This window comes from Shimia sp. (assembly GCF_039969785.1).
Taxonomy (GTDB): domain Bacteria; phylum Pseudomonadota; class Alphaproteobacteria; order Rhodobacterales; family Rhodobacteraceae; genus Shimia.
The window spans coordinates 187110-208345 of record NZ_JBDVNC010000022.1 but is presented as its reverse complement, the minus strand read 5'-3'; the positions used below and the strand labels follow the sequence as shown (position 1 = coordinate 208345).

General features: G+C 55.2%; 16 protein-coding genes. 10 read left to right on the top strand and 6 right to left on the bottom strand.

The window, feature by feature from the left end:
• Positions 1–62: 62 nt before the first annotated feature.
• Together ABJI08_RS12220 and ABJI08_RS12215 are read right to left on the bottom strand one after the other, a co-directional pair.
• Positions 63–1343, bottom strand: coding sequence for a sugar ABC transporter substrate-binding protein (locus ABJI08_RS12220; RefSeq protein WP_348402122.1), 1281 nt, complete (start codon positions 1341–1343; stop codon positions 63–65).
• Positions 1344–1373: 30 nt separating this feature from the next.
• Positions 1374–2180 (bottom strand): helix-turn-helix domain-containing protein, encoded by an 807-nt coding sequence (locus tag ABJI08_RS12215; RefSeq protein ID WP_348402121.1) that lies wholly within the window; start codon positions 2178–2180, stop codon positions 1374–1376.
• 111 nt (positions 2181–2291) lie between these two features.
• Here ABJI08_RS12215 and ugpC point away from each other — a divergent pair, with 111 nt between their 5' ends.
• The 4 genes from ugpC (at position 2292) to ABJI08_RS12195 (ending at position 7993) form a co-directional block, all read left to right on the top strand.
• A complete protein-coding gene (gene ugpC / locus ABJI08_RS12210) occupies positions 2292–3371 on the top strand; it encodes a sn-glycerol-3-phosphate ABC transporter ATP-binding protein UgpC (RefSeq protein ID WP_348402120.1) in 1080 nt (359 codons plus the stop codon).
• Positions 3372–3376: 5 nt separating this feature from the next.
• Positions 3377–4291, top strand: coding sequence for an SUMF1/EgtB/PvdO family nonheme iron enzyme (locus ABJI08_RS12205; RefSeq protein ID WP_348402119.1), 915 nt, complete (start codon positions 3377–3379; stop codon positions 4289–4291).
• A gap of 266 nt (positions 4292–4557) precedes the next feature.
• Entirely contained in the window at positions 4558–6537 is a 1980-nt protein-coding gene (locus ABJI08_RS12200; protein WP_348402118.1) for a thiamine pyrophosphate-binding protein, read from the top strand.
• A gap of 202 nt (positions 6538–6739) precedes the next feature.
• Positions 6740–7993: an alpha/beta hydrolase gene (locus ABJI08_RS12195; RefSeq protein WP_348402117.1), complete on the top strand. Its 1254-nt coding sequence runs from the start codon at positions 6740–6742 to the stop codon at positions 7991–7993.
• 38 nt (positions 7994–8031) lie between these two features.
• On the opposite strand, the gene ABJI08_RS12190 is transcribed toward ABJI08_RS12195, so the two are convergent.
• Entirely contained in the window at positions 8032–9012 is a 981-nt protein-coding gene (locus ABJI08_RS12190; protein WP_348402116.1) for a P1 family peptidase, read from the bottom strand.
• A 213-nt stretch (positions 9013–9225) separates the two neighbouring features.
• Between ABJI08_RS12190 and ABJI08_RS12185 the strand changes: the two genes are divergently transcribed.
• The 6 genes from ABJI08_RS12185 (at position 9226) to ABJI08_RS12160 (ending at position 16319) form a co-directional block, all read left to right on the top strand.
• On the top strand, positions 9226–10302 hold the full coding sequence (locus ABJI08_RS12185) for a hypothetical protein (RefSeq protein ID WP_348402115.1): 1077 nt from the start codon (positions 9226–9228) through the stop codon (positions 10300–10302).
• A 307-nt stretch (positions 10303–10609) separates the two neighbouring features.
• Entirely contained in the window at positions 10610–11731 is a 1122-nt protein-coding gene (locus ABJI08_RS12180) for a hypothetical protein (RefSeq protein WP_348402114.1), read from the top strand.
• A 67-nt stretch (positions 11732–11798) separates the two neighbouring features.
• Complete coding sequence (locus ABJI08_RS12175; RefSeq protein WP_348402113.1) at positions 11799–13733, top strand: ATP-binding protein; 1935 nt, start codon at positions 11799–11801, stop codon at positions 13731–13733.
• Between the two features lie 300 nt (positions 13734–14033).
• Positions 14034–15380 carry a DUF6638 family protein gene (locus ABJI08_RS12170; protein WP_348402112.1) on the top strand — a complete coding sequence of 449 codons (1347 nt, stop codon included), beginning with the start codon at positions 14034–14036 and terminating at the stop codon, positions 15378–15380.
• A gap of 3 nt (positions 15381–15383) precedes the next feature.
• On the top strand, positions 15384–15650 hold the full coding sequence (locus ABJI08_RS12165; protein ID WP_348402111.1) for a hypothetical protein: 267 nt from the start codon (positions 15384–15386) through the stop codon (positions 15648–15650).
• Positions 15651–15662: 12 nt separating this feature from the next.
• Positions 15663–16319, top strand: coding sequence for a DUF1523 family protein (locus tag ABJI08_RS12160; protein ID WP_348402110.1), 657 nt, complete (start codon positions 15663–15665; stop codon positions 16317–16319).
• Positions 16320–16637: 318 nt separating this feature from the next.
• Here the strand turns inward: ABJI08_RS12160 and ABJI08_RS12155 are convergent, their stop codons facing one another.
• The 3 genes from ABJI08_RS12155 to ABJI08_RS12145 all read right to left on the bottom strand — a co-directional run bounded on the left by ABJI08_RS12155 (position 16638) and on the right by ABJI08_RS12145 (position 21212).
• Positions 16638–17510, bottom strand: a complete 873-nt coding sequence (locus tag ABJI08_RS12155; protein ID WP_348402109.1) for a DmsC/YnfH family molybdoenzyme membrane anchor subunit — start codon at positions 17508–17510, stop codon at positions 16638–16640.
• A complete protein-coding gene (locus ABJI08_RS12150; RefSeq protein ID WP_348402108.1) occupies positions 17510–18271 on the bottom strand; it encodes a 4Fe-4S dicluster domain-containing protein in 762 nt (253 codons plus the stop codon). Before ABJI08_RS12150 ends, ABJI08_RS12155 begins: the two co-directional genes overlap by 1 nt.
• Positions 18272–18386: 115 nt before the next feature.
• The gene (locus tag ABJI08_RS12145) at positions 18387–21212 is read right to left on the bottom strand and encodes a molybdopterin oxidoreductase family protein (protein WP_348402107.1); all 2826 of its coding nucleotides are present in this window, start codon (positions 21210–21212) and stop codon (positions 18387–18389) included.
• Positions 21213–21236 lie beyond the last annotated feature (24 nt).

Here is a 21236-nt window from a genome sequence, read left to right as displayed (position 1 = left end):
GGTGGCTCTCTCAGACAAGGGTCCGAAGCCCCAAAGTGCAGGGCTTCGGCAGGGAGTGTTAGTTATCCGTCAGCGAGAATGTCAGCAATTTCCTGATCCGCCGCTTCCAGCGCTTCTTGTGGTGACAAAATACCGTTTACGGCCGCATTGATGTTTTCACCGACAGCGGCACCAATGGCAGGCCATTGTGGGATTAACGGACGGTAATGTCCGATCGCATCATTCAACATCGCCACACGGATATTCAGGAATTCCGGGTGGATGGATTTGAAATTGTCGATAACCGCTTGATCGCTGGCAACCGAGGCCCGAGTGAAGTCAGCGAAGCTGGCAGAGATCGCAATTTTTGCCTGTACGTCCGCACTTGTTGCCCATTCCATAAAGGCAAACGATGCCTCGGGGTGTGGCGCGTCAGCCGGCATTCCCAATCCGTGCACGGCAATTGCTGGTGAACGCCCCGCTGGGCCGGAGGGCACAGCAGCGATGCTGATATCGGCAGCCATTTTGCTCTTTTCGGGATCAAGCGTCTGCGCAATCAATCCGCTTTCGTCGATGATCATGGCAACCTGTCCATTTTGCATCGCCGCAGTGACTTCACCAAAGTTAAAGTTGCCGATGCCGTCGGGACCGTAATCGTTCATCAACGACATATATGTGTTGAGACCTTCGAGGCCTTCGGCAGTATTCATATTCGGCGTCAGGTCGGTTGGATAGTCGGCAAAGAATGCGCCGCCATAAGCCCGCATGATCTGAGGATAGACGAACATGTTAAAGCCCTGACCCGGTGCCACACGCATCGCAATCGCGGCGGTTTCAGGCGTATCAACGGCAGCCGCGACTTCTAGCATTTCTCCCCAGGTCGCAGGCGGAGCGTCATAGCCAGCGGCCTTAAGAATATCGGTGCGATAAGCCATCATGCCCACCCCTGCGAGGAAGGGCAGCCCCCACTGTTCACCGTTGACAACAAATGAATCGAGCGGCCCGGCGAGGATGTCATCTTTGGTGTCCATTGCGGCCACTTCAGCAGTGACAGGGCGAAGCCAGTTTGCCGTGACCCAGCGTTGCAGCTGAATGACGGGCGCGTGTACAACGTCGATGTCGCCTGAGCCACCAGTAAATGATAAAGTGATGCGGTTCTCAAAGACGTCTTGACCGATAACATCGATGTTGACCGTATGGCCTGTCGCTGCTTCAAAATCGGCCTCAAGTTCCGCCAAAGCCCGTGTGTAGGGCATTGAGAACATGACGACATTCAGCTCTTCGGCAAACGCAGAAGTTGGAATCGCTGTGGAGCACGCCATAAGGGCGCCAAGTATGGTGTGGTGAGATTTCGTGAGCTTCATGATGTCCTCCCATAGGATCTTTGAAGTTGGCTATTTGACCAATTTTAGGTTGGCGTAGTGCTTGCTGATGCCGTCTCCCCCGACGGCTTCAGCCTTGATTTGGGCGTTCAAAGTTGCCCTGGCTTCGCTTAGTACGCGTCGCGCCTTAGCGACGTGCTCTTGTTTGTCCCGTACAGGCACTGCCGCTTCAGCAATGCTAAGCAAATGCAAAAACTTGCCTTCTTCGTCCTCGATGATCGTTGAGAACCGACGAACACCAACGTGGTTCCCGTCAAAATCCATGTCGAAATTTGCTTCGGCCACGTCTTCGATGATCCGGCGCGCCTCACTTGGCGCGAGGCCCTTCATTTCAAGACCAGTTTTAAAAAAACCGCCGGTGAAGTATTTGTAGCTGACTTCGTCCCAACCCAGACGGCTCAGATAAAGCCGAGACATCGCATCAAGTTCATAAAGGCTGCGCCGGAACCCACGCGCCGCACGAATGGCGACGCTGGCATCGGGCAGTTGGGTGCGTGAGTGCCACAACAAATCAAAACCGGTTACAACAACGGCTTCAACCGAAACACTGTGCTCGGCCGTGATGTCGTTCATCAGATCGCTCAGCACCGACAGATAGCTTTCGGACATCGGAACGTTTCGGATCAGGCGAAAGTTGGGGATGCAGTATTTTTCGCTAGTGTGAAAGAGATAGCCGCGCTTGGCCAGTGTGCGCACGATCCTGTTGACCGTCGCCGCCGATATTCCAAGATCACGAGAGATATCGACCTGTTTTACCGGCTCGGGTCCGGCCGCCATCAGATATTCCATCACTTGCAAAAGACGGTCGCTTGGTCCCATCAGATTCTTCTTTCAAAATTTCACATTTGAAATTATAAAAACCAATAATGAAAGATAGGTCAAGCTTAATTCCCGGTCGGTAGGGATAGCTGGCACCAGTGAGGAGCGCTAATGGCAACGGTATCTTTGAGTGAAATTAAGAAATCCTTTGGCGCTGTCGATGTCATCCATGGCGTGTCCGTCGACATTGCACAGGGCGAGTTCGTTGCGTTGGTTGGCCCGTCCGGCTGTGGTAAATCAACGTTGCTGCGCATGATTGCCGGTCTCGAAGATCCCAGCGCAGGCCAAATTTCCATTGCCGGTAATGTGGTGAACGACCGTCTGCCCAAAGACCGTCAGATCGCGATGGTGTTCCAGTCTTACGCGCTTTACCCGCATATGACCGTGCGCGAAAATATGTCGTTTGCGCTTGAGCTTGAAAAGCGGCCGAAGGCAGAAATCGCCTCTGCGGTCGCAGAGGCAAGTGCAATTCTGGGTCTCGATGAATATCTGGATCGCCGCCCAAAGGCGCTGTCTGGCGGTCAACGACAACGAGTGGCGATGGGTCGCGCAATTGTGCGAAACCCAGAAGTTTTCTTGTTTGATGAGCCGCTTTCAAACCTTGATGCCAAGCTGCGCACTGTCATGCGCAAAGAGGTTAAGTTGTTGCACCAGCGCCTCAAGACCACTTCCATATACGTCACACATGACCAGACCGAAGCTATGACAATGGCAGACCGAATCGTTGTCATGAACGCAGGGCGAATTGAGCAAATTGGCACACCGCTTGAGCTATATAATGCGCCGGAAAACTTGTTTGTTGCTGGCTTTATCGGAGCGCCGCAAATGAATTTGATTTCGGGAACGGCATTGGTAACCCAGCACGGTTTCGCGATGCAGTTTGGAGAAACAGTTTTGTCGTTGCCTTCGGGCGTTGCTCTGAGAAATGAACAGGAAATTGTACTTGGGATACGCCCGGAGCATTTGCGTATAGATCCTGACGGCGAACTACTTTCCAAAGTAGGAGTCGTCGAACCGATGGGCAGTGAAACGCATCTGACCTGCGATCTTAATGGAACCGAGATCAGTCTGGTTGAGGCCGCAGATATCAACGCCCAGCCCGGCACTGTTGTCAGGCTGACGTTTGACAGGGACAAGGCGCATGTTTTTGACAACGCAAGCCAAGCGCGCGTTGTTCGAGGGGGAAACTAACTCCAATGTACGACCCAAACACGCTCAACCCAATGGTTCGGATCAAGGGAGGGCGTTTTTTGATGGGTTCGGACGCGCATTATCCCGAAGAGAAACCTGTGCGGCTGGTTGAAGTTGCTGACTTTGAAATTGATCCCGCGGTGGTTACCAATCAAGAGTTTTCGCATTTTGTAAGTAGCACCGGCTACGTCACAACAAGCGAGCGTGCGTTAAATCCGTGTTGGCAACCCGGCATGCCGTCAGAATATTATGTTGCAGGGTCGCTGGTGTTTCACATGCTGTCCCACCCGGTAAAGCTGACAGACCCCGGTCAATGGTGGCGGTTTGTACCGGGGGCCTTTTGGAAACATCCAGAAGGCCCAGATAGCACACTGACAGGGCGCGAATTGCATCCCGTTGTACATATTTCCTACATCGACGCGCAGGCATTTGCACAATGGGCTGGCAAGGCGCTTCCGACAGAAGCGCAGTGGGAATATGCAGCCAATCTAGCGCAATCTGACCGGGCTACAGCGCATATCTGGGACGGCGAATTTCCATACCGCAATGAGTATTCACAAACCGCGCCCTTTACTGTTCCTGCTCATTCTAGATCAGAACCGCCAAGTGGCTTACACAATATGCTTGGCAATGTATGGGAGTGGACGTGCGATAGGTTTTTGACACCTACCACTCAGAAGAATAGCTGCTGTGCCCCCAAAAACGACAATCCAATGCCCGTCTTACGTGTCTTAAAAGGTGGGTCGCATCTGTGTGCTGATAATTATTGCCTCAGGTACAGGCCCGCTGCGCGCATAGGTAATGATGAAAACTATGCATCAAGCCATGTCGGATTTCGATGTATTGACGCGGGCGCATCACGTCGTTCCGCCTTGCCGCAAAGTAGGCAATCGTTAGCCCTTTGCCCGCATTTGACCTGACGGAAACGACAATGTCGTCCATGCCGAAGAGCGCCCGGTTTCCCCGAACAATTAGACTAGCTTTGGGGTATCCACAGGTTCGCTGCAGGCAGTGGTTCGCACTTGTTGTCACGATTGCGTGTTTCAGTGCGCGGTTGTTGAATTGACCAAGTATAAGAGGGGATGGTTGGTCCCGCGGGCACTCATCAGGCGAGCAGAGGCGCCTCTGACCAGCCCCGGCAATTATTCGAAAGACTAAGGCGTGGCGCCTAAAACGGGAGAGACAGATGAGTGATGAACCCCTAGATTGGATCCGCGTTGGACATGTCGAAGATCTTCCAGAAGGTCGGGTAAAAACGGTCACAGCGCGCACCACGTCGATCTGTCTGGTGCATTTTGATGGTCAATGGGCAGCGATGAACAACCACTGCCCGCATCAGCGGGGGCCCTTGGGCGAGGGGTCGATCGAAAAGGGCATTGATGAAAAATGCTGGATACGTTGTCCATGGCATGGATGGGACTTCGATCCTCTGACCGGCAAACCGCCTGGTGGGCATGAAGACACAGGGCAGCAAACCTATCCCGTCGATATACGAGACGGAGAGATTTTTGTCGGGATTGAACCAGAGCCACCACATGACCCAACAGTGACCGATGTGATGGTTGAGACGCTGGCCAATTGGGGCGTACAATCTGTGTTTGGCATGGTCGGGCATTCAAATCTGGGGCTTTCGGATGCGATCCGGTTATCAGTGGCGGACGGCAAAATGCGCTACTATGGCATCCGCCATGAAGGCGCCGCTGCATTCGCCGCTTCGGCTTATGGTAAATTGACAGGCACCCCCGCCGCTTGTCTGACCATCGCAGGTCCGGGTGCAACGAACCTACTGACTGGGCTGTGGGACGCCAAAGTTGACCGCGCGCCGGTGTTGGCGCTGACGGGTCAGGTGCAAACCCAAGTGATGGGACCGGGGGCGTTTCAGGACATTGATCTTTTGTCTGCCTTTGATGCTGTTTCTGCATTTTCTCAACCGGTTCTGAGCAGTTCTAACCATGCAGAACTGGCGACGCTGGCATGCAAGACCGCGATAGTTGAACAAAACGTAGCGCATCTGATTTTTCCGGATGATGTACAGACTATTCCCAGCAGCCAGAAATCTGGCTCACCAACCGGTCGGGTTACGCAGGCGCCGGTATTGCCAGCGCCCAGCGAGGTTGAAAGAGCCGCCGAAATGATTGCAAACGCAAAGCGTCCGATCATCGTAGTGGGGCATGGTGCTTATCCGTTCCGGGACGATATCGCGGCTTTGGCCGAGAAGCTGGGCATGCCGGTGATGACGACGTTCAAGGCCAAAGGACTGCTGCCTGACAGCCATCCCAATGCGGGGGGCGTGATGGGGCGGTCGGGAACCCCTATCGCAAGTTGGTTCATGAACGAGGCGGATCTCATTCTTGCGCTGGGAACCAGTTTTTCTAATCACACCGGTATTAACCCCGGAAAACCGACCATTCAGGTGGATCATGAACGTATGCAATTGGGCAAGTTCCATCCTGTGACCCTGCCGGTTTGGGGGGATGTCGGGGCATTCTGTGACGCTTTGGGGCAAGGTTGCACGGCAAATCAGGAGGCCGATGATCAGATCAGCGAACTCGCAGAACGTTGGGGATTCTGGCGCAGCGAAAAGCAGACCCGGCTACAGGAGAACCTTGCCAAGGGCATTCATTCGTTCGCTATTTTCGAAGCGCTTGGTCGATTGGTGCCTGATAACACAATCTTTGCGGTGGACGTTGGCAATAACACCTACTCTTTTGGCCGCTATCTTGAGACCAAAGGCAGTCAGCGCGTGTTGATGTCTGGGTATCTCGGATCTATCGGCTTTGGGCTTCCTGCAGCGATGGGGGCGTGGGCGGCCACACAGGACAAAGAAGACTTGAAAGGCTGCAAGGTTGTGTCGATTTCTGGGGATGGTGGCTTTGGCCAATATCCGATGGAGCTGACAACAGCCGTAAAATACGGCATGGATATAACCCATATCCTGTTACACAACGGTGAGCTGGGTAAAATTTCCAAAGAGCAGCGTTCGGGGGAATGGCCGGTTTGGGAAACCAATCTGCAAAACCCTGGATTTGCCGCCTTTGCGCGACTGTGCGGCGCACAAGGAACCAAGGTAACGGACCCATCCGAAATCGAAACCGCCATCCGCGAAGCTTTGGAATACAAAGGACCAGCACTTGTAGAGATCATGACAGATGCTGATCTGGTCTGACTTTGACTGACAGGCGTTTCCGGATCAGGAACGCTCGTCAACTCTCGTCCGGTTCATGCGCACTTAGATCGGTTGGTTGCTGGGAAGATCTGGACCGGCTACCTTTAGCGCCCTTGAAATCTCTATCGGAAATTCAGACACTTACCTGCCCATCGAACATGTCGTTCGGTCTCGGATTTCAGAATAACCAAAGTGGCTTGTGATGACCCTTGTTAACAAATTTCTCCCTGTAGTGATTTTACTGCTTTTGGCGGCATGCAGTTCGACCCGTGTGTTGGCGCCCACTCCAAATGTCTTTGCAAACGGCGGGTATCCGCAAAGCGATGTCGCGCCAGCACTCCAGACTACACAATCTTCGATTTTCTACATCACGGACCGGATGCCTGAGCTAAAAGACGACGCGCTGTCATATGGTTCAGAGCGGTCAAGCTCGATGGCATTTGGCGTCACTGACGTGAGCTTTGGGGAAGATGGTGATTGGCCAAGCCTGACAGCGGCAAGTGGCGCGGTTAAACGTGACATGAAGCTGCCGCTCAGCATTGTCGAAAATCGCGAAGTTCTGAGGTTTGACCCGACACCGATCCCATTCAAAGTCAAAAATGGTCGACCCGAACGCATTCCCGAGGCGGTTCGGTCCTATAATGCGAAACGGGCTGATTTTCAGGCGCAGGTCCGCAAAGAGATGCGACGGTCCGGAAAAAGCGAAGTTGTCGTATTTGTGCATGGCTTTAACAACAGCTTTGAGGATGCAGTTTTTTCACTGGCCGACATCTGGCATTTCAGCGGCCGCAAGGGTGTTCCAATCGCCTATTCCTGGCCTGCCGGAGCGGGCGGGTTGTTTGGCTATTTCACGGACCGGGAGTCGGGGGAGTTTACGGTTTTCCATCTCAAAGAATTCCTAACGCAATTGTCCCAGATCCCCGAGCTACGTAAGATACATATCGTGGCACACAGCCGGGGCACAGACGTGACCACAACAGCCCTGCGCGAGATGATTATCGCGGTTAACAATCAGGGCAAGAACCCAAAGACCGTTCTGAAAATTGAAAACCTTATTCTCGCCGCGCCTGATCTCGATTTCTCAGTTGTTCGCCAGCGTCTTGTGGCCGAAGGGTTCGGGGCTGCAATTGGCCAGATAACCGTCTTCATGAACCCCGGAGATTCCGCGCTTGGATTATCGCAACGTTTGATGACGGGGCAACGGTTTGGCCGACTTGAAGTCGAAGACATCAACCCGGCTGAAAAGGAAATCTTTTCCGAAGTCAGAACCGTCAACTTTGTGAATGTAGAAGGCGTGCGTGGTCTCACCGGGCATGCGTATTACCGAACTAATCCGAATGTATTGTCCGACATCGCGATCCTGATCAGAAATGGTGGCATGCCGGGATCATCCTTACGCCCGATGACCCGAATTGAAGGGAATTTTTGGACTATGTCTGAGTCATATCCGTTCTGATTTAGGCGATATTGGGATCAATGGCGTCAGAATATGTCTTAACTCGTTTTGTAAGCAAAGCAGGGAAGTTTATCACCGGGTTCTGGCGACGCGTGATATGCGCCTCGGGCGATTGCACGTGCCAGACAAGTGGCTGCGGCGTGGCCCAGCCATAATGTGTCAGCAACCGTGTCTGTCAATGGCTTGGCATCGGTTGAAACAGCGAAAACAAGATCGCCATCCCTCGGCGTGTGCGCAGGGACAATTGCGCGGGCCATCCCGTCATGGGCGGCGGTCGCAATGCGCGTGCACTGCGCTTGGGTCAGCACTGCATCCGTCGCGACAATTGCGATGGTCGTGTTGTGGGCTCTCGGCTTGGTCGCGGGCAGATCTTGAACCGCGTGCGGGATATTTCCGAACCCTCCGAATTCACCGTCGATCTCCCACGGGGCAGCCCAAAAATGTTTGCCATCTGGTGACACGTCGCCAATTGCATTTACCGCAACCAGCGCCCCAACGGTGTGCCCTGATGGCAACGTCATGGATGCGGACCCAAGGCCGCCTTTATGCGACGCCATCGTGGCGCCGGCTCCGGCGCCAAATGTGCCCAAATCGAATTCTTCCGACGCATCTTCCAATGCGGCGACACCAAGAGCCCGATATGGGTTAACGTCCCAATCCTTGTTCCCACCATTGAGCATGTCAAACAGAATGGCAGATGGAACAATCGGAATAGTCTGATCGCCCGCCACAAATCCGCGCCCCTGAGAACGCAATTTGTCCGCGACACCAGATGCGGCATCCAGACCAAAGGCGGATCCCCCGGATAAAACAAGCGCGTCGACCTGTTGCACGGTTTTGTCCGGCGCAAGCAAGTCTGTTTCGCGTGTTCCTGGCGCGCCTCCCATGACGCTGACCCCGCAAGTCAGGGGCAAATCAGCCACCAAAACCGTGCTACCTGATTTGATACTGTGATCTTGTGCATTGCCTACTTTGAGCCCGGAAACGTCCGTGATCAGGTTGCGAGGTCCGGTGTGCATCGGCGTCCTTTCAGTGATGATGGGCGAACACTACAACTTTCAAATTGGCGGACAAGATGCGGAGCACCGGTTTTTTGCCGACGGGCGCGACATCGCGCTCTTTTCAATGCAGTGCGCATTTGCAACACTGTAATTTGATTGAATTCAGAATGGATGTAAATGGGCGTAACATTACCCATATGCATACCAACAGATTGATAAAACGGAGTGATTATGGCTGATTTTGACGCCCAGGTACGCGAATCTCAGGAACAGGTGGCTGCGGCTCAAAGCAAGATTGCAGAGCTGACAGGACGGATTGAAACGGCGCGGGCCAAAATGAAATCCGGCGACGATGTTTCCATCGACATTGAGAATGCGACGCTTGACGATGTGCACGCACATACCGACGTCATGAATGCCAATATCGCAGAGCTGATCATGGGCTTGGATGATGTTACGTCGGCATTTTCCAAAGACTTTGACGAAATGCGTGACAAGACCGGATGGGAAAGCTTTGTCGGCGTCTTTAGTCGTGCCAAGTCCGAGTCAATGCGACAGGACCGGATCAAGACAGCCAATATCGACGACAAATTGCAAGATCTGATCGCCAAGTCTGACATCATCACAACCTTGCTTGAAAACCAGCTGACCGTTTTGAACGAACAAAAAACCAAGGTCGAAGCCAACCTTACCGAAACGCTGGACGAACGTGAGGCAACGGTTGGAGAGCTGGAGACAGTTAAGGCGGAAATCGTTGCGCTGGACCCGAAAATCATCGAACTGGAAAACAAGATTTCCGTCGAACAGGACGCTGCGGCGCGCACGAAGCTGGAAAGTGAACTTGCCGACCTAAACGCAAAATACAACGCGATGGTGCAGCAGGAACAAGTCAAACTGGCCAACTCCCAAACGCTGGAACGCTACATCGAAAAGGGCAAGACCTGGATCGACTCGTTGCAGAACCAGGCGGCGACTCAGATGGTTTTGATCAATAAATTGCAGACCGATACTAAACAGCGTGTGGTTCTGTATGACGCGTTATCCAAGTCGTTGAAGACAGCGCAACAACAGGATGTGGCGCACCGCATCAACGAGATCGGGGTTGAAACCGACAAAGAAGCGCAGGCCAGCATGGCGGCGATCGGTACGGCCACCAATCAACGTATGGCCGACATGATGGAAGCCCACGAAGATCACATGGTGTTTGCGCGTGACGTTCTGGAAGCCAAGGCCAAAGCCGACGAACGCTTTGCCCGCCGGTTCCAGAAGATCGTCGAGAAACACGACAAGAACCTGTACGGGGAATGACATTCAGACGACGCTGCTATTTCTTTATTCTTGTCGGAGGCGCGCTGTCATATTGGGGCTACTCAATAGCGCCATGCGCAGTAGGTAATGGGCTGTGTCCGGGCATTGCTAGAACATTCGCATTCTTCGGCTTCTTAATTGGCTTCGGTCTGGGGCTAGGACCATTGATAAATCGCGGGGCATGGAGCGTGACGAAAATGGCAGAAAATGCATATTTTCTCGAGAAGTGGCAAGAACGGTGTCTCGGGTATAGTGGCGACATCCTGATTTGGTACGCAGGTATTAACTACGACGGAAGTTTGCGCAAATGAGTGACGAAAAGGCCGACCACAAAGCCCTGATGGATACCCACGCCTCGCGCCGGTATTTCCAGAAATTCGAGCGTATTACGGATCATCTGACCCGTGTGGCGGCAGCTCGTGCGGCAGAGGGCGCGCTGAGCGACGTCGATGTTGCAATCATGACGCGGTATCTCAAAGCGATTAGCTTTACGTTTCGCGCTTTAAGTATGAAATACCTGCTGGTTGGTCGCGAAACCGGTACGTTTTTTGGCTCGCTTTCCTTTGACGCCACTGCCAGCGGATTTCCGGTGTTTAACGAATTGCTGGTCATGGCCAATGATGCGCAGCAAGCGGAAAGCCATCTGCGCAACATGCCGTCGTCGGATGATCTGAAAGATCAGATGCTGCGCATGATCATCGGGGAACGCGAAATCCCGACGAAGCTGCAATTCGCCTTGGCGCAGCGGCTCTATTATGAAGAGTTGTTGCAGGGAGAGTTGTTCTGGGCGCAAAATCACCCTCAGGTGGAATGGATCGAGAATTTGGCGGATGAACGCCGTCGCTATCTTGTGCATTGGGCGGTTTATGACAGTCAGGTCAATTTACCGACAATCTATCTGTTAGAGCTGGAAGACAGCGGGCGCACCGCCCTGCCAAATGACGAACGTCGATGGCCCGAAGTTCAGGCGCATCTGATGGCGCAGTCATTAGGCGGTCTGAAGCTGGTGACAATCGCCAAAGGATTTGACGGGAGCTTTGATGATCTGCACCCCAAACGTTTGCGCCGGTATCACGTTGGCCCAATGTATTCGAGTGCATTTACCCGGCAATCCGGTCCCATCCGCCAAGTGTTGGAGCAGGCCCGTGCACCTGAGGGCGAAGATTGGGCATTGGCTTGGACCGTCGAGGAGTTGCTGTCAGAACGTGTGACTGAAGAGCGGTCCGGGTGGTTTTCGACTGTGGAACGAGAGATATTTGCGCTTGATCCGTTTTCGGGGCGTGGCGTCGATACTGGTGCGACCCGCATGGAGCGCGCAATTATTCTGCCTCAGCGCCCCTTTCAGGCGTTGGAAGAATTGAATTCGCCGGGATTTGGCAGCGTTCGAAAATATGTGGTCAGCCCCCAAGGGCGGGTGTTGAGTTATTGATTGTCCGCGCCGCGGCCAAGCCTGCGGCGCGAGTATTTTTGGCAAAATGAAGTTTGAGGTGTGAGATATGAGCGTGACGTCGGACCAGATGGAGCTGCGCGAAGAAGACATCCGCAAGCATTATGACGCTGCGGTCGGCTTGTTGGACGGGTTCGATCACACACCACGGATCGCCAAAAGCAAAGATGTAGCGGCACCTGAGCGGTCTTCGGGCATCGGCACGCGGCGGCGGTTTCGCACCACAACGCCGGGGCTGGTGACACGGTCCACGGCGCGCCCGGAAGGGGTGCATCTGGTCGAACGTATTGAAGCGGCTGACGGCGACGACCCGCTGGTGTCCCCTGTCCAGGCCAATGTGCTGCACGGGTTGCGCCGGGCGCTGGCGATTGCGCTGGCGATTGGTGAGAATTTTTCCGAAGCTTCGGGTCTGGGCGACCTCAAACGCGACAACCTTGCCGGATCGCTGGGCGCAGATCGCAAGGCCGAGTTTGGTGAACTGCTGACCGGCGAAGCGCTGGCGGTACTGCATGTGTTTGCCAACGCCACGGCCTATCTGTTGGCGCCATATGCCAGCGAAGTCTCCGTTGAAGTTGGCGAGGTGCAGGAAACGCTGACGGACAACGCGCAGCTTGGATTGCACGGCGCGTTGTGGGAACTGGATCAGGACATCGCGGCGCTGGTCAGTGAAGAGGCGCGGCTGGTGCCTTGTGTGACCGCATATGCCGAGCAGTTGATGGAGAAAGTGTCGCTGAGGGCGCAGACGGCGGGGCGGCTGGCGGCCTTTACCAATGCGAGCTGGCGGATCGAGGCGGATGATCTGACAATCAATGGGTTCACCCCGGCCCGCGCGGCTAAGAGCACTAAATTGACGATGACCTTTAAGAAACCCAACGAGGTTGTCGGCAATCACATCGCCAAATATCAGGCGATGAAGCTGTCCAAGATGCTGATGGCCTATGATTTTGACCGCAAGCTGAACCCGTTTGCCGAGCTGGGTGGATTCATTTTTACCTTTATGGGCGACGGCAAACCGGGTACGGGTAAGACTACGTTGATCCAGATGATGGCCGGGCTGATCAATGATTATTGTCAGGTCGCGGGCTATCCGTTCCGGTATCAAAACCTGAGCACCGACAATATCGACAGCTATCAGGGCAAATCCGGCCAGAACGCCAAAGCGTTTATCAACAACATCATCGATCCAATGGCGATTGGGTTTGGCACCATTGACGACATCGACCAGCTGGCGGGCAAGCGCGGCGACAGACAGTCCTCGGCCGGGCAACTGGAAATCACCGCTGTGCTGATGGAGAGTTTTGCCGGGGCAAACACAGTCGTGCGCGGCAATTGCACGTTTGGCATGTTCTCGAACTATCCCGAGAATGTCGACGACGCGCTGCGCCAGCGGGCCGGGGCGCGGTTTCTGGTGGATGGGCCGATCACCCGCGACGATTATGTCGACATCCTTGCATTGCTGATGGGCAAGAACCACGACATCCCGCTGGGTGATCATGAGTTGTTCGAGGCCCAGGCCATCCAAAAGGCCGTCGCTGCCAGCTTTGAAAGCCATTCGCGCCCGCATGAGGCCGGCTTGCTGAACGTGTTTGACCGGGTGCACGACCAGATTGGCGCGCTGGACACAATTGCCAAGCTGGGCACGTACCTTAAGGGCATTCAGGAGGCGGATGAGCGGTTTACCGGCCGGGCCATCAAGAACATCACCGATGCTGTCAAAGTGCGGGCGATGGACTTTGAATTGCCGGATGAATGGATGGAGAACCCCGAGCTGTTCCTGTTCCGCGATTACGACACCAAACGCGACATGATTTCAGACCTGCGGGTGCCCATCACGGTCGAAATGGTGTTGCAGGAGATCAACCGCTACGCCGACAGCGAATTCCGCTATGCCGACAAATCCGACGAAGTGGCGATTGAGAACATGGTGCGGGAATATGGGCGTCAGGAAGAGGCGAAAAAGCGGTACCTGGAGGGGAAGGGGTGAGGCTTCATTGGTTGATGCTAACTTATTTGGTTCCCACTTCGGCAGCATATTTAATTTCTGGTTCCATATGCGGAAAATGGTGGTTCGACGAAGTAAATTGCCTCCACGCAAGCGATCCATTTCGTGAAGTGTTTTGGTCATTCTTAGTCATTCTAGGAGGCCTTTGGACGATATTAATAGTATTGGCCGGTTTGATGGGGCGGGGAAGAGAAGCATGAAATTCATCCTGAATGTCCGCGGCGTAGTCTGCACCCACCCCGGGTCAGGCGCATCGCTGGGCATTGGAAAACGGAGGCCTAAATGCACCGACTGATTAAACGCGGCCTGATGTTTGGCAACCTGATCGAGGTGGCCTCGCCTGTGCTTGTCGAGCGTTACAACCGGGCGCTCAAGCATCTGACGGGTAAAACCACGCAGCTCACCGATTTTCATATCGACATCTCGGGTTATTCGCCCGAGATCGGGGATGAGCTGAACGATCCGTTGTATCTGAACCACAACGGAGTTAACCGGCAGTTTATTCTGCTGAGCACGGAACAGAAGACTGCACCGCTGCTCAATGCGAAGTTTTCGTCCAGCCGGGGTATCCTTAAACGGTTCATTGCCGAAAACGAGGCGCAGCTTTTTGCGCTGACAGCGCGCGATACTGTGGCGGGTGAGCTTGTGAATTCGGTGTTCAGCGTGGCCGATCCTGTGCGGTTGTTTGATATTCGCAGGGTCGAGATTGAGGCGGACACCACCGAAGGCACGTTGCGCGACGCGGATGAACTGGCCAAGCTGGTCGACCGGTTCAAGGGCGAAGAGGATGCGTGGTATGATGACGTTCTGATCGCTGACATGATCACATTGTCCAAACGCACTGGCGACGTTACCCGCAATCCGGTGCGGCTCAAGCAAATGGCGTTTCAACAGGATAATTTTTGGACGGCGCATTTTGGCGGGGTCTATATCTTTCGCGGGTTGGACCACCCGGCGGCGATTGCCCGGAACGACAAAAAAGCGCTGGGCAAGCTGCCGATCAAATACACGTTTGATTTCGGCGACCGGAACCAGATAGCCAAGTTTTTTGAGTTCAACGATCTGGTTGAACCCATCGTCAAGGCGCGCGGCATCGATGCAAGCGCGATCCTGCGGCAAACGATGGACTTTATCGTTGTGGATGCGGCGCAAGAGGCGGGCGTGGACCTGACCGGGGCCACGCGCCGTGACATTCGCGCATTGGCGCGTGCGCATGCCGATCAGCTGCCGCCGGAATACCACGGGCTTCGGGACTTGGTCAGCTGGGTCGATAATGACGGACCGTGGCCGCGTATCAACAGCGATCATCCGGCCTATTTCTATTCGCTCCGTGCGGCTGACACGCCTGACAAGGATCTGGTCAATATGTTGCTGGCGGAATTGGCACCCAAGGATGTCCGGCAATTGTTTATCTGCCACAAAGAAGCGTTCTATGCCGCCTATGCAGGGTGGACCGAGACCAAAAAGTCCTTTGTGGCGGATTTTCTGGATCGCGAGTATCAGGTGGACAAGGCCGGTGCGCGCGCGGCTCTTTTCGGGCATGATGCGCCCATGGAAGAACCTGTCGCAGCGCCAACGCGCGATGATCTGATAGCGCGGGTTGGGCCATGGGGTGCGGTGAGGAGATAGAGAATGTTTGCATTGTTCAGATTGTCGGCCATCGGGTTTGTAGTTCTGACGGTAATCTATATCTGCCTGTCGCTGTATTCCCGCAGCGTTCGGCGTGGCAAGCTTGAGGCTGAATGGGAAGAGGAAAACATGACCGGGGATCGTGATCTATGGATCGATCAGGGCTTGCAGGACTATGACGGGTCGCTTAGGCGCAAGCTGATACTGGGTGTGTATATCGTGCCGGTCACGCTGGTGATCACGCTGATCTATTTTATGAATTTTCACTAAGAGGGCCGGAACATGGTCTATGTTAAATGGGGTTTCTGGGGTTTGGTCTGGCTGCTGATTGCCGCCTTCTTCCACTATACCTTGCCACAGCACGATATCGTGCGCGTTGCTGATACCTATGAAAAGCGGATCGATTTTGGAGAGAACTCGATCTTTTGGGCCGCACCAGATGCCGGCAACGATACAGGTACGGTAAACCGGGATGTGTTTTTCATTCAGGCGTTTTATGAAAATGAACGCCCGATGGTCTATCGCAACGAAGACACAAGCTGGGGCTGGCCGCCCTATTTCAAGTTTGACACTGCAAACCTTCAGGCTGAGGCGACTGATCTCAAGTCAACCAAGGAAGCCGCCAAATGGGTGGCTTTGAAGCATTACGGTTGGCGCAATGAATTCATGTCGATCTATCCAAATGCCGTTGGGGTTAAGGCCGTGGAGGGACCGGATGTCACCATTATCCCATGGTTGAATATTGTGATCCTGGTCGTGTTCTTTGCGATTGCCTGGGCGATCTGGGTGCGTTGGCGGCGGTTCCGTCAGGCTCGGATTGATCCGGTACTGGAAGACATGGGTGATAGCCTAGAAGCTGCAGGCGATAATATTGCCGAAAAGCGTGGGCGTTTCTCAAGCTGGTTGGGGACGTGGCGGGAAAAACCACCAAAGAAATAGTGATGTATTTGTGAGTGGCAGTGCGAGGTCCCTTGATTCCTGCAAGGCGGGGTTGCGGATTCGGCATTAGTGCTTTGGGTGCGACAGGCATATCGGTTGCACCAACAAGACGATCTTCGAATAGGACACTCGATCATGGCAACCGCCGCATTCAAATCATCCGCTTTCACAATTATGGCTCTTCTGTCGCCGTTCCGCGCTGTTGCACTGGCGTTCAGATCAAACGAGAAAGTACCACATTGGGTGGACTATCTGCACGATACACAGAGCTAATACACTGAAAAAAATCTAAAAAACGGGCCAATGCGGCCCGTTTTTTTATCGCATTCCGTAATAGAGCCCGACGGTGTGTTCTGCTTGGGCAAAGAACAACCAGCGCGACACGGCTACGCCCGCCAGATGGCTGAGCACGGCGATCACGGCCAGAACGTGATGGAATGGCGCCAAAAGCAGTACAACCGGCAAGACGATCATCAGACTCAGGGCAATTACTCTGAGTTTGAGAGCGTGTTTGCGGCCCACGACAAAGACAAATTCGCGCATCAGATAGTTTGGTGACGTGTGCGGATGTGCCATCGAGCGGACCTCGCCCCGGTCCCCCAACCCTGTGGCAGTGCCCAGATCGGTGCCTGAATTCGCAAACGCGGTGTCACCGCGTATCCACCAGCCCAATTGAATGACACCGGCAAGACACAGCAGCCCGAGAGCCATAGTGATGCGCCCAGACAACAGTGCACCACCGGCAAGCGACAGCGCCAGAAACAAGGCCGGGGTCAGCGGCGTGTTCCAGCGTGGGATGGTCGCCAGTTGGGTATATATCATCGACGTGGTGAACACGGTTGCTAGACACAACAATGCTCCGAGCCAGCCCAATAAGGCGATATGCGCCCCGGCAAAGATCAGGGCAGCCGCATAAAGCCCCATGACGACAAGCGCGGCAATGGCACAAACACCCTCGCGGCTGAGCCAGCTGGTGCGCCACTGGGTCAACGCCCGCATCGCGCGTTCGGGATGCCCGAGGTGAAATGTCGAGGCAACCAATCCGCCAACCGCCAGCGCAAAGGCGATGACAAAGAAAACGAATGCGATCAGCCCGGTTGCCGGAGATGTATCAATGCCAAGCCAGAACAGCAGACCAAAGCCTAACCCGGAAAGCGTTGTGAAAACGATAACTGAAGGTGCTGGATGCATCAGGCGGTCCCTCCAGGCAGTTTATCGAGCGTCTTGTCGAGCCAGCTTAGAAAGCCTGTTGCCTCGCTTGCGACGGGTTCCAGCAACGGTGCCAGAAGGCTTTGATCGTCCCAGCTGTCTTTGGTCCGCGGCGGCAGGTATTTGTTTACCGGGGCTGTGCCAAGCTCGGGCATCAGGTCAAAACCCTCTCTCTTTTCAACAAGTTGCGAGACTTCGCTGGTCGGGTCTCCAAGGTCACCAAAGTGGCGGGCGCCGGCGGGGCAGGTGCGTACACATGAGGGAACGCGGTCCACCTCGGGCAGGTTTTCGTTGTAAATCCGGTCCACGCACAACGTGCACTTTTTCATGACGCCTTCGGCCTGATCCATTTCGCGGGCGCCGTAAGGGCAGGCCCACGCGCACAGGCCGCACCCAATGCAGCTGTCTTCGTTGACCAGCACAATCCCGTCTTCGACGCGTTTATAGCTGGCACCCGTTGGGCAGACGGTCACGCAGGGCGCTTTTTCGCAATGTAAACAAGACTTTGGAAAATGAACGGTCTGGGCCGCGCCGGTCTCGGGCTGAACCTCGTAGCTGTGTACCCGGTTCAGGAACGTCCCCATGGGTTCTTCGCCATAGGGGCGTTGATCCGACAGGGGTGCGCCATAGTTTTCTGTGTTCCAGCCTTTGCAGGAGATCACACAGGCATGACAGCCGACGCAAGTATCGAGGTCGATCACAAGGCCGAGTTTGCGGGTCGTTTGAGACGGCAGATCGGTCATTTTTGGCCCTCGGTATTACGTCGGTATTGCGTCGGTATTGCATCGGTTCTGTTTTGCGCCACCAAAACATGTCGGTCAGTTTGCAAGGATGAGCGGGCGGGAAGGTGCGCGAGGATCATTTGCCAACCTTCCATTTCAGCTCGTCCGGGCCCTGTTTGACCGGCGATGTGATCGGAGCAAAGACCGGCTGCGCCTCGGACGGCGCCGCAACCTTTTCGAGTTTGACGCGCAGGTCAAACCAAGCGGCTTGTCCGGTGATCGGGTCTGAATTGGCCCATCGCAAGCCGTCACCTTTGGGCGGTAAAAGCTCGTGAATAAGATGGTTGAGCAGAAAGCCTTTGTTCGCCTCGGGGGCGTCTTCGGACAAGGCCCACGTGCCTTTGCGTTTACCAATGGCGTTCCATGTCCACACGGTGTTGTCATTCAGTGCGGCCTGATGTGCCACAGGCACTGTGATCTCACCATGTACGGATGTGACCCGCGCCCAGTCGCCTTCGGTAAACCCATGTTTTTTCCAAAGCTTGGTGGGCAGGTAAAGCGGGTTTTCCCCGTGCAACTGACGCAGCCAGGCGTTCTGGGTGCCCCAGCTGTGATACATGGCCATGGGGCGTTGCGTCAGGGCGTGCACATCGAATTCCGACGCGTCCACGCTGGCATCCTCTAGCGGTTCGTACCAGATTGGCAGCGGGTCCATCACGTGTTTCAGGCGGTCGCGCAGGTGGTCTGGCGGCTGACGGTCGCCATGACCTTCGGCGGCACGTTGGAATTTGCGCATGGGTTCGACATAAAGCTGAAACAGGTAAGGCTGGGGGGCGTCGTAGATGCCCATGCCAACCGCCCAGTCCTGATAGGCGGCGTTCCAGGGTTTCATATATTGCGCTTCGGCGGGGATATGTTCGACAAAGAACCCGCCGTTTTCTATATATTTATCAAGCTGTTCGGGGTTGACGGCGCCGCGCCCAGCCTGATCACCGTCTTGGCCGCGGAACCCGGCCAGTGGGCCGATACCCGGGCGGCGTTCGTGATTGACGATATAGTCGGCGTAGTCTTTCCATTTCGGAGTGCCGTCTTCGTTCAGGAAACCTTTCAGCCCAATGCGGGCACCCAGCTCGATCAGCACTGACTGGAAACCGCGCACGTCGCGATCAGGTTCGATCACAGGCCAGCGGATCGCGTCGGCGGCGGCGTCTGCCTCGCAAATCGGACGGTCCAGCAACGAGATACAGTCGTGGCGTTCCAGATAGGTGGTGTCGGGCAGGATCAGGTCAGCATAGGCGACCATTTCCGAACTGTAGGCATCGGAATAGATGATACGGGGAATGCGATAGCCGCCGTCGTCGTTGCGATCGGTGAGCATCTTGATCACGCCGGATGTGTTCATCGACGAGTTCCAGGACATGTTGGCCATGTACATGAACAGTGTGTCGATCGGGTATGGGTCCTGAGCGTGGGCGTTGGAAATCACCATGTGCATCAGGCCGTGCACCGACATCGGATTTTCCCATGTGAAGGCCTTGTCGATGCGTTGTGCTTTGCCGTCGTCATCCAGCAACAGGTCTTCTGGTCCGCGTGGAAACCCAAGGTGCGGCCCGGCCAGCGCCTTGCCGGGGTGGCGTTCGCCGTGTGGCGTGGGGTGGGCTTCGACCGGTTTGGGATAGGGCGGTTTAAAGCGGAAGCCGCCGGGAACCTCGACTGTGCCGAGCAGGATTTGCAGTACGTGCAGCGCACGACAGGTCTGGAAACCGTTCGAGTGGGCCGAAATTCCGCGCATCGCATGAAAGCTGACCGGGCGACCCGTCATGGTTTTGTGGGTTTCGCCCCGGAAATCGGTCCATTCCTGATCCAGCTCGAATGCCTCTTCAAAAGCGACGCGGGCCAGTTCCGCAGCGATCTTGCGGATCTTGTCTGCCGGGATGCCGCAACGCTCGGCCACGGCCTCGGGGGCGTATTGCGGATCAAGGTATTTTTCGGCCATCAACGCCATGACCGTACGGTGTGTGGTGCCCGCGTGACGATAGCTGCCGGACAGATCGGGGCGCACGCCTTTCTGGTCGAACGGGGTCGGTTTGCCGGTTGTGCGGTCGATCACCAGCTGTTTGCCGTCGTCATCGCGCAGCAACAGACCGGTGTCGCCATCCACCAGCACCGCAGCATTGGTGTATTGCGCCAGATAATGCAGGTCGATTTTGCCTGCCTTCATCAGCTCGTGCACCAGAGCCAATATGAAGAGCCCGTCAGTTCCGGGCGTGATGCCAACCCATTCATCTGCGATTGCGTTATAGCCAGAGCGCACAGGGTTGACGCCAATCACCTTGGCGCCGCGTGCCTTGATCTTGCCCAGCCCCATCTTGATCGGGTTGCTGTCATGGTCTTCGGCAACGCCAAAGATCATGAACAATTTGGTGTGGTCCCAGTCCGGCTGACCAAATTCCCAGAACGCCCCGCCCATGGTGTAAATCCCGGCGGCCGCCATGTTGACCGAGCAAAATCCGCCATGCGCAGCATAGTTCGGGGTGCCGAAATGCTGTGCCCAGAACGAGGTGAAGGACTGTGACTGATCGCGTCCGGTGAAAAAGGCCAGCTTGTGCGGTGCGGTTTCGTGCAGCTCGGTCAGCCATCCGACCGCCGTGCTGAGCGCCTCTTCCCAGCTGATTTCCTCGTATTCGCCCGACCCGCGCGGTCCGACGCGTTTCAGAGGCTTTTTCAGCCGAGAGGGCGCGTTGACCTGCATGATGCCCGCCGACCCCTTGGCGCATAGCACACCTTTGTTGACGGGGTGGTCGCGGTTGCCTTCGATATAGGCGACCTGTTTTTTGCCATCCGGGCCGTCCTTCATGTGCACATTGATGCCGCAGCGACAGGCGCACATGTAACAGGTTGTCTGGCGGACTTCGTCCGAAACAGGGGGCGAAGTGTCTAGCTTGGGTTGCTGGAAGGTCATTATCGTTCTTTCGCGCGCGAGGTC

Bases quoted from the DNA above. Each gene is read 5' to 3' on its own strand.
- ABJI08_RS12220 (WP_348402122.1), bottom strand. From the start codon at position 1,343: ATGAAGCTCACGAAATCTCACCACACCATACTTGGCGCCCTTATGGCG.
- ABJI08_RS12215 (WP_348402121.1), bottom strand. From the start codon at position 2,180: ATGGGACCAAGCGACCGTCTTTTGCAAGTGATGGAATATCTGATGGCG.
- ugpC (WP_348402120.1), top strand. From the start codon at position 2,292: ATGGCAACGGTATCTTTGAGTGAAATTAAGAAATCCTTTGGCGCTGTC.
- ABJI08_RS12205 (WP_348402119.1), top strand. From the start codon at position 3,377: ATGTACGACCCAAACACGCTCAACCCAATGGTTCGGATCAAGGGAGGG.
- ABJI08_RS12200 (WP_348402118.1), top strand. From the start codon at position 4,558: ATGAGTGATGAACCCCTAGATTGGATCCGCGTTGGACATGTCGAAGAT.
- ABJI08_RS12195 (WP_348402117.1), top strand. From the start codon at position 6,740: ATGACCCTTGTTAACAAATTTCTCCCTGTAGTGATTTTACTGCTTTTG.
- ABJI08_RS12190 (WP_348402116.1), bottom strand. From the start codon at position 9,012: ATGCACACCGGACCTCGCAACCTGATCACGGACGTTTCCGGGCTCAAA.
- ABJI08_RS12185 (WP_348402115.1), top strand. From the start codon at position 9,226: ATGGCTGATTTTGACGCCCAGGTACGCGAATCTCAGGAACAGGTGGCT.
- ABJI08_RS12180 (WP_348402114.1), top strand. From the start codon at position 10,610: ATGAGTGACGAAAAGGCCGACCACAAAGCCCTGATGGATACCCACGCC.
- ABJI08_RS12175 (WP_348402113.1), top strand. From the start codon at position 11,799: ATGAGCGTGACGTCGGACCAGATGGAGCTGCGCGAAGAAGACATCCGC.
- ABJI08_RS12170 (WP_348402112.1), top strand. From the start codon at position 14,034: ATGCACCGACTGATTAAACGCGGCCTGATGTTTGGCAACCTGATCGAG.
- ABJI08_RS12165 (WP_348402111.1), top strand. From the start codon at position 15,384: ATGTTTGCATTGTTCAGATTGTCGGCCATCGGGTTTGTAGTTCTGACG.
- ABJI08_RS12160 (WP_348402110.1), top strand. From the start codon at position 15,663: ATGGTCTATGTTAAATGGGGTTTCTGGGGTTTGGTCTGGCTGCTGATT.
- ABJI08_RS12155 (WP_348402109.1), bottom strand. From the start codon at position 17,510: ATGCATCCAGCACCTTCAGTTATCGTTTTCACAACGCTTTCCGGGTTA.
- ABJI08_RS12150 (WP_348402108.1), bottom strand. From the start codon at position 18,271: ATGACCGATCTGCCGTCTCAAACGACCCGCAAACTCGGCCTTGTGATC.
- ABJI08_RS12145 (WP_348402107.1), bottom strand. From the start codon at position 21,212: ATGACCTTCCAGCAACCCAAGCTAGACACTTCGCCCCCTGTTTCGGAC.